Annotated in this window: 12 protein-coding genes; 5 read left to right on the top strand and 7 right to left on the bottom strand. The window is 65.0% G+C overall.

The features are described 5' to 3' along the window. Nucleotides 1-48 precede the first annotated feature (48 nt). From tatC to M1E07_RS10930, 4 genes are all read left to right on the top strand, one after another. Nucleotides 49-843 (top strand): twin-arginine translocase subunit TatC, encoded by a 795-nt coding sequence (gene tatC, locus M1E07_RS10915; protein ID WP_461190211.1) that lies wholly within the window; start codon nucleotides 49-51, stop codon nucleotides 841-843. A 20-nt stretch (nucleotides 844-863) separates the two neighbouring features. Beyond that, the gene (locus tag M1E07_RS10920) at nucleotides 864-3,800 is read left to right on the top strand and encodes a DEAD/DEAH box helicase (RefSeq protein WP_461190212.1); all 2,937 of its coding nucleotides are present in this window, start codon (nucleotides 864-866) and stop codon (nucleotides 3,798-3,800) included. A 50-nt stretch (nucleotides 3,801-3,850) separates the two neighbouring features. Beyond that, entirely contained in the window at nucleotides 3,851-5,509 is a 1,659-nt protein-coding gene (locus M1E07_RS10925; protein ID WP_461190213.1) for an amidohydrolase, read from the top strand. Nucleotides 5,510-5,604: 95 nt separating this feature from the next. Then, nucleotides 5,605-6,348, top strand: coding sequence for a polyprenol monophosphomannose synthase (locus M1E07_RS10930; RefSeq protein WP_461190214.1), 744 nt, complete (start codon nucleotides 5,605-5,607; stop codon nucleotides 6,346-6,348). A 96-nt stretch (nucleotides 6,349-6,444) separates the two neighbouring features. Here the strand turns inward: M1E07_RS10930 and M1E07_RS10935 are convergent, their stop codons facing one another. The 5 genes from M1E07_RS10935 to M1E07_RS10955 form a co-directional block, all read right to left on the bottom strand. Next, nucleotides 6,445-6,792: an RNA polymerase-binding protein RbpA gene (locus M1E07_RS10935; protein WP_013600997.1), complete on the bottom strand. Its 348-nt coding sequence runs from the start codon at nucleotides 6,790-6,792 to the stop codon at nucleotides 6,445-6,447. Between the two features lie 248 nt (nucleotides 6,793-7,040). Further along, nucleotides 7,041-7,985: an SPFH domain-containing protein gene (locus M1E07_RS10940; protein WP_163163758.1), complete on the bottom strand. Its 945-nt coding sequence runs from the start codon at nucleotides 7,983-7,985 to the stop codon at nucleotides 7,041-7,043. 33 nt (nucleotides 7,986-8,018) lie between these two features. After that, the gene (locus M1E07_RS10945; RefSeq protein WP_461190215.1) at nucleotides 8,019-8,483 is read right to left on the bottom strand and encodes an NfeD family protein; all 465 of its coding nucleotides are present in this window, start codon (nucleotides 8,481-8,483) and stop codon (nucleotides 8,019-8,021) included. 126 nt (nucleotides 8,484-8,609) lie between these two features. Beyond that, the gene (locus tag M1E07_RS10950; RefSeq protein WP_461190216.1) at nucleotides 8,610-9,497 is read right to left on the bottom strand and encodes a methyltransferase domain-containing protein; all 888 of its coding nucleotides are present in this window, start codon (nucleotides 9,495-9,497) and stop codon (nucleotides 8,610-8,612) included. Between the two features lie 61 nt (nucleotides 9,498-9,558). Then, nucleotides 9,559-10,239, bottom strand: a complete 681-nt coding sequence (locus M1E07_RS10955; RefSeq protein WP_461190217.1) for a peptide deformylase — start codon at nucleotides 10,237-10,239, stop codon at nucleotides 9,559-9,561. Between the two features lie 56 nt (nucleotides 10,240-10,295). On the opposite strand from M1E07_RS10955, the gene M1E07_RS10960 reads away from it, so the two are divergent. Continuing rightward, nucleotides 10,296-10,709 (top strand): nuclear transport factor 2 family protein, encoded by a 414-nt coding sequence (locus M1E07_RS10960; RefSeq protein ID WP_461190218.1) that lies wholly within the window; start codon nucleotides 10,296-10,298, stop codon nucleotides 10,707-10,709. Here M1E07_RS10960 and M1E07_RS10965 read toward each other — a convergent pair. Beyond that, nucleotides 10,702-11,904 (bottom strand): FAD-dependent oxidoreductase, encoded by a 1,203-nt coding sequence (locus tag M1E07_RS10965; protein WP_461190219.1) that lies wholly within the window; start codon nucleotides 11,902-11,904, stop codon nucleotides 10,702-10,704. The two genes, M1E07_RS10960 and M1E07_RS10965, sit on opposite strands and share 8 nt — an antisense overlap. Before the next feature lies 1 nt (nucleotide 11,905). Beyond that, on the bottom strand, nucleotides 11,906-12,589 hold the full coding sequence (locus tag M1E07_RS10970) for a class I SAM-dependent methyltransferase (protein ID WP_461190220.1): 684 nt from the start codon (nucleotides 12,587-12,589) through the stop codon (nucleotides 11,906-11,908). Between the last annotated feature and the right edge of the window lie 5 nt (nucleotides 12,590-12,594).

Consider the following 12,594-nt stretch of genomic DNA (forward strand, 5'->3'; position numbering starts at 1 on the left):
CCCCCAGTGGCACTGTCGCGGGCCCGTAAAGCCAACCCCGAGGGGCGGATGGCTCTTTGGGACCACCTCAAGGAGCTGAAGAACCGGCTGATCAAGTCGGCTATCGGCGTCGTCATTGGCGGCATTGGAGGCTGGATACTTTACAACCCCCTGCTGACTGCGCTTAAGGAACCGGTCGACCGGATTGCCCAGCAGACCGGCGGCGTATCGTCGGTCAACTTTTCGAACATTGGCTCGGCATTCGACTTCCAACTCCAGATGTCACTCATTATCGGGCTCGTCATTTCCAGCCCAATCTGGATCTACCAACTGTGGGCGTTCATCACTCCCGGGCTTACTAGCCAGGAACGCCGTTACACCCTGGGTTACATGGCAGTGGCGGTCCCGCTGTTCCTCAGCGGGATATGGGCCGGCTGGCTTGTTGTCCCCCAAGTTGTCCGCGCCCTCACGCAGTTCACCCCGGCCGGGTTTTCCAACATCATTGACGCCCGCGATTACATCGACTTCGTCACGCGGATGGTCCTGGTGTTGGGCATTGCCTTCCTGGTTCCCGTGGTGCTGGTGGGCATCAACATGGCCGGTGTTATCTCCGGCCAAACCATCCTCAAGGCATGGCGCATCACCGTGTTCCTGGTGTTTGTCCTCGCGGCCATCGCTGCCCCCGGTGCTGACGCCATCTCCATGTTTATGCTGGCCGGCCCGCTGCTGGTGCTGTTCTTTGCGGCCATCGGGGTCTGCCTCATGAATGACAAACGCAGGGCGCGCCGTTCTGCCAAGCGGATGGCCGAGACTGAGGCCACAGCTGACGTCGCCACCCCGGGCAGTGAGCTGAAGAACCTCTAAGAGCCCATTAGGCTTGGGGTATGTCCTCCAACGACGGTTCGTTCCAGCCCAGGCCATTCTCTACCGGTCCGAGCGATCATGAAGAGCTTTCACCGGCAGAGAAGTACCGTATCAGCGCCGAGCAGCGGGCAGAGGCAGCCACCTACCTCGGAGCCTTCTCCCGCACCCTCGATTTTGAACTCGATGACTTCCAGCGTCAGGCCTGCCGTTCCCTGCAGGAGGGCAAGGGAGTGCTGGTGGCGGCGCCTACCGGTGCGGGCAAAACCATTGTTGGGGAATTCGCCATCTACCTGGCCCTCGAGCGGGGCCTGAAGGCTTTTTACACCACCCCTATCAAGGCGCTGAGCAACCAGAAGTTCACCGAGCTCAGCGACAAGTACGGGGCGGACAGCGTGGGCCTGCTGACCGGTGACACCAGCATCAACGGTGATGCTCCCGTGGTGGTGATGACCACTGAAGTCCTGCGCAACATGCTGTACGCCGATTCGGCTACCCTGGGCGACCTGGGCTACGTGGTGATGGACGAGGTGCACTACCTTGCCGACCGCTTCCGCGGTGCCGTCTGGGAAGAAGTCATCATCCACCTCCCCAGCGAAGTGCAGGTGGCCTCGCTCAGTGCCACCGTCTCCAACGCCGAGGAGTTCGGCGCCTGGCTTGATACGGTCCGCGGCGATACGGACGTCATCGTGTCCGAACACCGGCCCGTGCCGCTATGGCAGCACGTCATGGTGGGCCGCCAGATCATGGACCTTTTTGCCGGGGAAACCACCTTCGACGAAATCGCTCCGCCCATTGATGCGGAGCCCGGGGACATACCGGCCAAGGACGGCAAGAAGGGCAGCCCCACAGGACGCGGATTCGACGTCAACCCGGACCTGCTCACCGTTGCCCGCAGTGAAAGCATGCAGAGCTTCCGCGCCAGGTCCGCCCCTGGCCGCGGCCAGCGCGGCAGGCGGGGAAATGACCGGCCAGGCAGGGGCGGTGACGAACGGGGGGTCCGCCCGGCCAGCCGGCCGCAGGTCATCGCAAGCCTTGACCGCATGGACCTCCTGCCTGCCATCACGTTTATCTTCTCCCGGGCCGGTTGTGACGCTGCCGTTGCACAGTGCGTCGGTTCCGGGCTGTGGCTCACCACCGAAAAAGAGCAGCGGATCATCGCAGAGCGCGTCGACGAGGCCGGCCATGACATCCCGCCGGACGACCTGGACGTGCTGGGCTTCTGGACCTGGCGGGACGGCCTGCTTCGCGGTTTCGCTGCGCACCACGCCGGCATGCTGCCAACCTTTAAGGAAGTGGTGGAGAAGCTCTTCGCGGACGGCCTGGTCAAGGCCGTTTTCGCCACCGAGACCCTTGCCTTGGGCGTCAACATGCCAGCCCGCTCCGTTGTGCTTGAAAAGCTGGACAAATTCAACGGTGAAGCGCACGTGGACATCACTGCAGGGGAGTACACCCAGCTGACCGGCCGGGCCGGCCGGCGGGGCATCGACATCGAAGGCCACGCCGTGGTGCTCTGGCAGCCCGGTACGGACCCAACAGCTGTGGCCGGCCTGGCATCACGGCGCACCTACCCCTTGAACTCGAGCTTTCGGCCCACCTACAACATGAGCATCAACCTCCTGGCCCAATTCGGCCGGGTGAGGGCCCGCGAGATCCTGGAATCCTCCTTCGCGCAGTTCCAGGCGGACCGCTCGGTAGTGGGCCTGGCCAAACAGGTCCGCAGCCGCGAGGAATCGCTGGCCGGCTACGCGAAATCGATGACCTGCCACCTCGGGGACTTTACCGAGTACGCCCGGTTGCGCCGGGAACTGTCGGACGCCGAGAACGTCACTTCCCGGACGAAGTCACGTGCCCGGAAGTCGCTGAGCGACGATTCGCTGGCGCGCCTGCTTCCGGGAGACGTAGTGAATGTCCCGGGCGGGCGGGCCCCCGGACCCGCCATTGTCCTGAGCTCAGACCACAGCAGCCGGGAACCGCGCCCCGCCGTGCTGACATTGGACAACCAGTTGCGCCGCATCGGGACCGATGACCTCGAAGGTCCCATTGCGCCGGTAACGCGCATCCGCATCCCCAAGTCGTTTAATGCCAAGGTCCCCAAGTCACGGCGCGACCTCGCATCCTCTGCCCGCAACGCACTGCGGGAGAACCGCCCACCGGCCCCGGGCAATAACCGCAACAACGATTTTGGCCTCGCCACGGCCCTGCCAAACCAGGAAAAGCGCATCGCGGACCTTCGGCGTGCCCTCCGTGCCCACCCGTGCCACGGGTGCAGCGAACGGGAGGATCACGCACGCTGGTCAGAGCGCTGGTGGAAGCTGCGGCGGGAGACGGATGGCCTGGTGCGGCAGATCCAGGGCCGCACCAACACCATCGCCAAAACTTTCGACCGGGTCTGTGATGTCCTGTCCTCCTACGGCTACCTGGAACCGTCCCCTGACGGCAGGCTGAACATCAGCCCGGACGGGCAGAGGCTGAGGCGGATCTACGGCGAAAAGGACCTGCTGATTTCCCAGTCCCTCCGGCTCGGCGCCTTCGATGACCTTGACGCCGTGGAAGTCGCAGCCCTTGCCAGCGTCCTGGTGTACCAGGCCAAGCGCGAGGACCGCGGCATGCGGCCGAGGATGCCCAGTGTCTCGCTGGAGACCTCGGTGGACATCGTTATCCGGGAATGGTCCGCGCTTGAGGATACGGAAGAGGAAAACAAGCTTCCGCTGACCGGCGAGCCTGAACTGGGTCTGGTATGGCCAATTTACAAGTGGGCGCGTGGCCGGCACCTGCAGGACGTCCTGAACGGTACGGACCTCGCAGCGGGGGACTTTGTCCGGTGGGTGAAGCAGGTGGTTGACCTGCTGGACCAACTGGCCAAGATTCCCGGCCTGGATCCCCGCCTCGCGCGCCTTTGCTCCGACGCCATATCGCTGATCCGCCGCGGCGTCGTGGCCTATTCTTCCGTCCTCTAACCCACCGCCTGCTGCTGCCGGCCACCTATCTCCAGGAGCTTTGCTTACTTATGCCCCGCCCCGAAGACCAGTCCGGATCCAGCTCGAAGACCAGCCCCGTGCTTTACCGCAACGGCTCCGTTTACACAGCCGCTGACCCCTTTGCCACTGCCATGCTTGTGGACGGTGGGACGGTAGCGTGGGTGGGATCGGAACAGGCAGCGTCTTCCATCGCGGACAGCTCCATGGAGATCATAGATCTCCACGGTGCCCTGGTTGCCCCCGGGTTCGTGGACTCACACATGCACCTGACGGAAACAGGAATGGCCTTGGATTCCCTGGCCCTGCAGGACCTGACCTCGGCAAGGGAACTCTTGGACGCCGTGGCCGCCGCGCCCGGCGACGGCCCGGTACTGGGCCACGGCTGGGATGACACCACCTGGGCGGACGCCACCCTGCCCAGTGGCGAGGAACTGGAACGGGCCGCAGGGGGCCGCCCTGTCTACCTGTCCCGCGTTGACGTCCACTCAGCCCTCGTCTCGTCGTCCCTGGCAGCCTCGGCCGGCCTCCGCGGCCTTGATGGTTTCGACGGCGGCGCAAGGGTTCGGCGGGCAGCGCACGCAGCGGCCCGGCAGGCAACGCGCCGGCTCCCGGCCGAAGTGCTCCGGCGGCACCAGGGCCGCGCGCTGGCCGAAGCTGCCGCCAACGGCTATGTGGCGGTGGCGGAGATCAGCGCGCCGCACATTGGGGGTGTGGAAGATCTTCGGCTGGCGGCAAACTGGAACAACAATGGAGAGGGAGTTCCCGTTCCAGAAGTACTGCCCTATTGGGGTGAACTGGCGTCATCGGAAGAACAGGCCCGCGGCATTCTTGACCAGCTGGGCGTCGGCGTCCGGGGCCTGGCAGGTGACCTGAACATTGATGGGTCCATAGGATCACGGACGGCGGCCTTGAGGTCCGGTTACAGCGACGCGCCGGAGGAGTCCGGCAGCCTGTACCTGAGTGTCGAAGAGGCTGCAGCCCATCTTGCGGCCTGTTCCCTCATGGGGATCCAAGGCGGTTTCCACGTTATTGGCGACGCGGGGCTGGATGCCGCACTGAACGCCTTGGAGCTGGCGGCCGCCGAGGTGGGTGAGCAGAGGATCCGGGCTGCGGGCCACCGCTTTGAGCACGTGGAGATGGTGGACGCGGCAGCTGTTGCAACGCTTGCCCGCTACTCGGTGACCGTCAGTGCTCAGCCGGCGTTTGACGCAGCCTGGGGTGGTCCGGGCGGACTGTACGGGAAGCGGCTGGGGGAGCGGAGCAGGGCCATGAATCCGTTTGCCAGCCTGTACTCTGCGGGGGTTCCGGTCTGCTTCGGCAGTGACAGCCCCGTGACCCCGCTGCGCCCCTGGTCCAGCGTCAGGGCTTGCCTGCAGCATCACAATGAGGATGAGCGGATTTCAGCGCGCGCGGCTTTCCTGGGACACACCCGGGCCGGGTGGCGGGCTGCCAGGTATCACAACCCCATGGCGGGCCAGCTTGTTCCAGGCGCTCCGGCCAGCTTCGCCGTGTGGGAGGCCGAGGAGCTGATGGTGCAGGTGGCCGACGGAAGGGTCCAGTCGTGGAGCACCGATCCCAGGGCCCGGACACCGTTGCTGCCAGCGCTGGACACCGGGTTGGAGCCGGTTTGCCTGCAGACGGTAAGGGATGGCTTCGAGCTGCACGCCAACCCTGCCCTGCGTTCCTGACCCCTGCGGCGTCCGCCCTATAATGGGTAGCTGCGCCTGCCAGCGATCTCGCTCAACAGCGGGTGCACCGACCGTTCCCTCCAGGAAGGCCCTCTGTGCGCGTCCTTACCATCATTCCTACCTACAACGAGCTGGAATCGCTGCCTATCACGCTGCAGCGGCTCCGCGCAGCCGTCCCCGCCTCCGATGTGCTGGTAGTGGATGACAACAGCCCCGACGGCACGGGCCGGCTCGCTGATGGAATCGCTGCGGAGGACTCCCAGGTGCACGTCCTGCACCGGAAGGGCAAGGAAGGCTTGGGCGCCGCCTACATCGCTGGCTTCAGGTGGGGCCTCGAAGCCGGCTATGACGTCCTGGTGGAGATGGACGCGGACGGCTCCCACCAGCCCGAACAGCTTCCCCAGCTCCTCGAGGCCATCGACCAGGGCGCCGACCTTGCCATGGGATCCCGCTGGGTCCCCGGCGGAAGCGTCGTCAACTGGCCGCTGTACCGGCAGGCCATCTCGCGGGTGGGAAGCACCTATGCCCGCATCATGCTGGGCCTGAAGATCAAGGACGTTACCGGCGGTTACCGGGCGTTCCGCAGGACCACCCTGGAAAAACTCAACCTGGACCAGGTGGACTCCGTTGGCTATGGCTTCCAGGTGGACCTCGCCTGGCGGGTGTCCCGCATGGGTCTGCGCATCGAGGAGCGGCCCATCACCTTCGTGGAGCGCGAACTCGGCGCCTCCAAGATGAGCGGGAACATCGTGGTGGAAGCCATGATCAATGTCACCAAATGGGGCCTCCGGGCCCGGTGGAACAGCCTCACCCGCAAGAGCTCGCTTGAACAGCCGTAAGCGCTCCCGCGTCTGCCGCTAAAATCGATAAAGCGGCAAAAGCAAGGGCCGTCTCCCACAGAGTGGGGGACGGCCCTTGTTGCAATCTTGAGGGTGCTACGCGGAGCGACGCTCTCCGCGGCGTTCGCGCAGGATGGTCAGCCGATCCTCAAGGATCTGCTCCAGCTCTGGAAGCGAGCGGCGTTCCAGCAGCATGTCCCAGTGCGTGCGAACGGCTTTGTCATTGCTGGTGTCCGGACGTTCACCGTCGACCAGGAGCGCTTCCTTGCCGGTCTTGGAAACCCAAACGGGGGGAATCTCCGCCTCGGAGGAGAAGGTAACAAAGACCTGCTCGCCGTCCTCGCACCGGTACTCGACGCGCTGGCGCGGAGCCGGCTCGACTCCGGACTCGGTCTCCATGCTCTGCGCACCAAGGCGCATACCCCGCAGGCTGCGATCGCTCATGTTTTCTCCCTCTGGTCGGTTCGCGGAGTAAGACCCCGCGCTAGCCGGTGGCTAAGAAGCACCTCCGGACTACTGTGTGCTCTGTGCTGCATCTTAAGATTCAACGCATTGCGAAGCTCGGTTGTTCCAGCGGATCTGCTCCTGCCGGACAAATACCCAATTATACCGGTGTCATGCCATCCCGGCCAAAATCGAGGGGACCCGCAGCAGCTGCGGATCCCCTCGATGTGCCGTTCGCGGCCTTGTTCCTAAGGCTCGGAGGTCTTGGCTCCCACTTCATCGAACAATCCAGCCGCTGCAGGATCAGGATTCGTCCCGCCGAGCGCGTTGCCGATCCCCTTCAGGGCCTCGCCCACTTCGCTTGGAATGATCCACAGCTTGTTGGAGGAACCCTCCGCGAGTTTTGGAAGGGTCTGCAGGTATTGGTATGCCAGCAGTTTCTGGTCCGGGTTGCCCTTGTGGATGGCATCAAAGACCTTCTGGATGGCCTGCGCCTCGCCGTCGGCTCGCAGGATGGCGGCTTTGGCGTCGCCTTCCGCCGCCAGGATGGACGCCTGCCGCTGGCCTTCCGCGGTGAGGATGGCTGACTGCTTGGTCCCTTCGGCAGTAAGGATGGCGGCACGGCGGTCCCGCTCCGCGCGCATCTGCTTCTCCATGGAGTCCTGGATGGAGTGGGGCGGATCGATTGCCTTGAGCTCCACGCGGGAAACACGGATGCCCCAGCGGCCGGTGGCCTCGTCCAGGACGCCGCGCAGCTGGCCGTTGATTTGGTCGCGGGATGTGAGTGCTTCTTCGAGGTTCAGGCCGCCCACCACGTTGCGCAGGGTGGTGGTGGTCAGCTGTTCGACCGCCTGGATGTAGTTGGCGATTTCGTAGGTGGCGGCCCTCGGGTCCGTGACCTGGAAGTAGACAACGGTGTCGATGGAGACCACAAGGTTGTCCTCGGTGATCACCGGCTGCGGAGGGAACGAGACCACCTGCTCGCGGAGATCCAGCAACGGCAGGAGCCGGTCCACGAACGGGATCAGGATGGTCAGCCCTGGGTTAAGTGTCCGTTGGTACTTGCCCAGCCGTTCCACCACGCCTGCGCGGGCCTGCGGAATGATTCGCACCGACCGGACCAGAACGATAATCACAAACACGATCAGGACCACCAGCACAATCGCCAATGCAGTTCCTCCTGCGTTATCCATACATCTCCTTGTTCCCCATTTGTTCAGGCTGTATCAGGACTGGCTTGCTGCTTCCGGCGGCGCTGTTACCACCGCGGTGGCCCCATCGATGGCGGAAACCACTACTTTTTGGCCGGCTGGAAGGACGCCCCCGGAAGAACGGGCTGTCCAAATGTCGCCGCCGATCTTGACCAGGCCGCCGTCGGACGTCACCGGCTCCATCACCACGGCCTGTTCACCGATGAGCCGGTCCACGTTGGTGCGCTGCTCAGACGGTCCGTTCTTCAGGTGGGCCAGGGCCACGGGCCGGACAAAAGCAATCATGAGCAGGGACACCACACAAAAGACCACGATTTGCAGCCAGAGGTCGGCGCCCGCGAAGTCGGCTACCAGTGCGGCCAGCGTTCCGCCGCCGAGCATGATGAAAAACAGGTCAAGCGTAATCATCTCGATCACTGCAAACGCCAGGAAGGCCGTGAGCCACAACGCCCACCAGTTTTCTCCGAGCCATTCGAACAACGTGCTCCCCCTTCGCTACGGGGAGCCAGACGCGCGCACCCGCCAGTAACTGTCCTTCAATCCTAGTGCGGGTCCGTCCGCTGTGGGCGGGCTCTCACCACTCGTGCAGGGAAAGTGGCCAAGTCGTTACGTCGCAGCGGGTTTCCTTGGCCGGAAGACCGTCAGCCGGAAATTCGCTTCAGCCGTAACCGGTTCAGGCCGGCCTTCCAGCCGTTCGGTAAGGTCCTTCCGATCAAGGTGGTGGCCGGCCGGCCCCATGAAGGCGAGATCGGCGGCCTGCCTGCGGGTCAGAGCCAGGGGTATGTCCACATCGGTGCTTGTTTCGGCGTCGAAGTGGCTGCCCATCACTTCGGTCAGCCGGGTTTCCTTGCCTTCCTCGATGCCGAGCATCCCGGTAATAGCGGCGATGGCAACGAGGTGGCCGCTCCGGGGCGTGACCACCACCAGCCGTCCGGCAGGACGCAGGACGCGGGCAAACTCTTCAACATTTCGCGGTGCAAAAATGACCGTAATGGCATCGACAGAATTGTCTGCCAGTGGCAAAGACTGCCAGACGTCCGAGACCAGGTTCACAGCCTCGGGGTTGAGCCGCGCAGCACGGCGCAGGGCGAATTTGGAGATGTCCAGGCCCAGGGCAGCGACCTTGCGGCGGTTCTGTCCGGCAGCAGTGTCGAGCACCACCCTCAGATAGTGCCCGGTTCCCGTTCCTGCGTCCAGGACGGCGCCGCGTTCGTCAGGCAGGCAGGGTACGACGGCGGCTGCCACCGCAGCTGCCAGCTGCCGGTAGTGTCCGGCTTCGAGGAAGTCGGAGCGTGACTGGACCATGTCAGCGGTGTCGGCCTCGAAAGCAGTGCCCTTTCCGACCAGCAGGTTGAAGTAGCCCTGGCGCGCGGCGTCGTAACTATGGCCGGAAGGACAGACCAGCCTGTTCTGGCCCGAAGGGGCTGCGGCCAGAAGCTCCAGCGGATGCCGGCACACCGGACAGAGCAGCGGAAGGTCGGTGGTGGCGGGCATGGGAACCATCCTATGGCTCCCGCATCCGATTCTTTCCGGGCAGGAATCCGGTGCCGGCAGGTCAGCGGACGCTGACGCCGGCAGGGCCGGCGTCGAAACCGAGCCCCTGCTGGGCCTTGCTGATGCCAGGCTCGGCCCAATGGGCGGCGTATTCGGCGTTGCTGCTGAGGGACCGGAGCTGGGCGCGGTCCACGTACAGCACACCGTTCAGGTGGTCGGTTTCATGCTGCACAATCCTGGCCTGCCAGCCGGAAAACTGCCGCTTCACGGCCGTCCCGTCCGGACTGTGGAACTCAAGAAGCACATTTTCGTGCCGGGCCACCACGGCCTGAAGCCCGTTGAGTGAGAGGCAGCCCTCGTAGAAGGACGCCACGCCAGGGTCCAGCGGTGTGTACCGGGGGTTCAGGACGGCAAGGAAGTCCAGCGGGCTCCGGTGACGGAGGGCAGCAGCCTCAGGATCGACGTCGTACTGGTCTTCCATGACGGCCAGCTGCAGCGGGATACCGAGTTGGGGCGCTGCCAGCCCCACACCCGGAGCCTCGTGCATCACCTGGCGCATCAGGGTTATGAGGCGCTCGAGCTGGTCATCCGACAACTGCCCGTCGAAGGCGGCAGCGCGCTGCCTGAGCGCGGGATGGCCTGCCTGCACGATGGGCGGGAGAGCGCCGGCAATGAGGATCCGCTCCACGGTGTCGCGGATTTGCTCTGCGGTGTGTGCGGTCTCAGGCGGGCTTTGGCTCATGGGAAAAGCCTAGCGGCCGGCCGGCCGCCCGGTTCGGCTGGGCTAGTATCTATGCCGTGCCTGAAGACTCCTCCCTGCAGACCCCGCCGCTGGACCGTGTCCTTAAGTTCCTTCGCGTCCTCGAATCCGGCGGGGGAGCGGCAGCCGTCAGGCCACTCCTTGCCGACTCGTTCGTCCTGGTGGAAGCCCCGCACCTGCTGGCGCCCGAAGGCTCCACGCGCACGCTGGCTGATGTCCTGGCCGGCGCGGACCAAAGCTCGGAAGTGGTGGCGGACCAGAAGTTTGTGGTTCGGCGTACCACCTGTGAGGGCGGACGCGTGGCGGTGGAAGCAGACTGGTCCGCGACGGTTTTGCTGGATCTGCCGTACTGGGACCGGGGGGAAGTTATCCGGGCCAGGACGTCGTCAGTATTTGAAGTTAACAACGGGCTGATTGTCAGCCAGGACAGTTACGACTGCTACTTCAGGTAAGCGGACGCCTCCACATCGGCTGCCTGTCCAGCCCGTGCATGGTGAAGCGCCTTGCAACCCAACGGTTGACCGCCGGCGTGGCCGCAGCGGCGCTCATACCCAGGTTTCGGAGGTTCAACAACGGCCGGGGCAGGGGCCGTCCCAGCAACATGTTAATTTCAGACTGCCGTTTGGCCACTGCCGCCGCACGCTGCCGCCGTGCCTGGAACTCCTTGAATTGCACGTCCAACCGGTCCGTTTCCGCGCCTGCCAGGGATGCCTGGATGAGGGGGGAGAGGGCCTGGGCATCCAGCCAGCCCAGGTTCATGCCCTGTCCGCCAATGGGACTGATCTCATGCGCAGCATCGCCGAGCAGGAACACCCGCCCGGCTACCATGCTCCGGGCCACGGTGGAGCGGACGCTGAAGGCGCTCACCATGGTGTTGGTGCCGGCGTCCAGTAGGATCCCCGTCCGGCGCCGGACCAGTTGTGCCAGCTCCTCCTGCCCGGCGGTACCGGCAGGGCTTCCCAGCCTTACCACCCACCGCCGTACTCCGCCCGGCAAGGGAAAGGACTCAACAATTCCACCCGCCTCAAGGAACAGCACCGCCCGTTCTCCATACGTACCGGCGTCCCGGAAGTCGCCCATAAGGTAGTGGTCCGGATAGCTGGTGTGGCGCACGGGCACCCGCAGGAGGTCGCGCATGGGCGACCGCGCGCCGTCGGCCGCCACCACGAGGGACGCCGTCCAGGTGGCCGTTCCTCCCTGGGCGTCGCCGGCAGGTTCCCCGACGGCGGTGACTGATCCGCCGTCGTCCGTTATCTCCCTGACCCGCATACCCCTGACCAGGGCGCCGCTGTCCAGTTGGCGGACGCGTTCCTCCAGGAGCTGTTCGGTCCTGAACTGGGGCAGGGCCAGCACAAACGGATACACGTTCGAAACCCCGGCAAAGGGCATGATGCCTACGGTCTTTCCGCCGCTGACCGCCATACCCTCCCGGATTTGAACACCGTCCCGAACAGCGGAGGCCGCAATCTGCACTCCCTGCAGCGCCTCGAGCGCAGGTGGATGGATGCCGATGGCCCGTGAGTGCAGGTTCCTGGCCCGCCGCTGTTCAAGAACCCTGACGCTGACGCCGTCCTGCAGCAGCAGGGCGGCCAGGTACAGGCCCACCGGACCCCCACCAATAATCAGAACATCCGTTGCCGCTGCCACGTCACATCCTGCGGAGGGTCAGCACTTGGTGGAACGTGGTGGTGGCTTCGACGTGCCAGCCCGGGGGAGCGAGGGCGGTCAATTCGGGCAGGGTGTAGCTCCTGCGGATGGATGTCAGGCCGTCCGCCCTGATGTAGGAATGGGGGAACGGCAGGGCTGCCGCTGAGAAGAGGGCATACGCGGCGGGGCTGCGCCTTAGGTCGTTGTGCAGCGCTTGCCTGGTGGACAGGGCGGCCGAATCGGCCAGCAGCTGCTGGAGTTCGGCCGCCGAAAGGTGGTGCAGGACGTGGTTTGAAATGACGAAATCAAAGCGCCTGCCCTCCCGGACGAGGTCTGCACTGTGCGCCTGCCGGAACTCGACACCAGGCATGGGCGGACGTCCGCGCGCATAGGCAGCCGCCCGCGGATCAGGGTCGATGCCGGTAATCCGCAGCGGAAGTCCGTCACGGCGGGCCCAGCGCGCCAGCAGATAGGCCAGGTCGCCTCCGCCGGAGCCGATGTCCAGCAGTGTGGCCGGACCCGGTTTCGCGGCCAGGGACGGACGCAGCTCCCGGACATACAGCCTCCGCCATCCGGACAGAGCGCGGTTGACCACCGCGAACTGGCGGTAGGTGTTCTGCAGGCGCCGGGCGTCGCAGTCCGGAGCGTCCATCAGCTCCACGGCATCGACGGCGCGCTGCCGCATCAGCA

Source organism: Arthrobacter sp. Z4-13 (genome assembly GCF_054792705.1).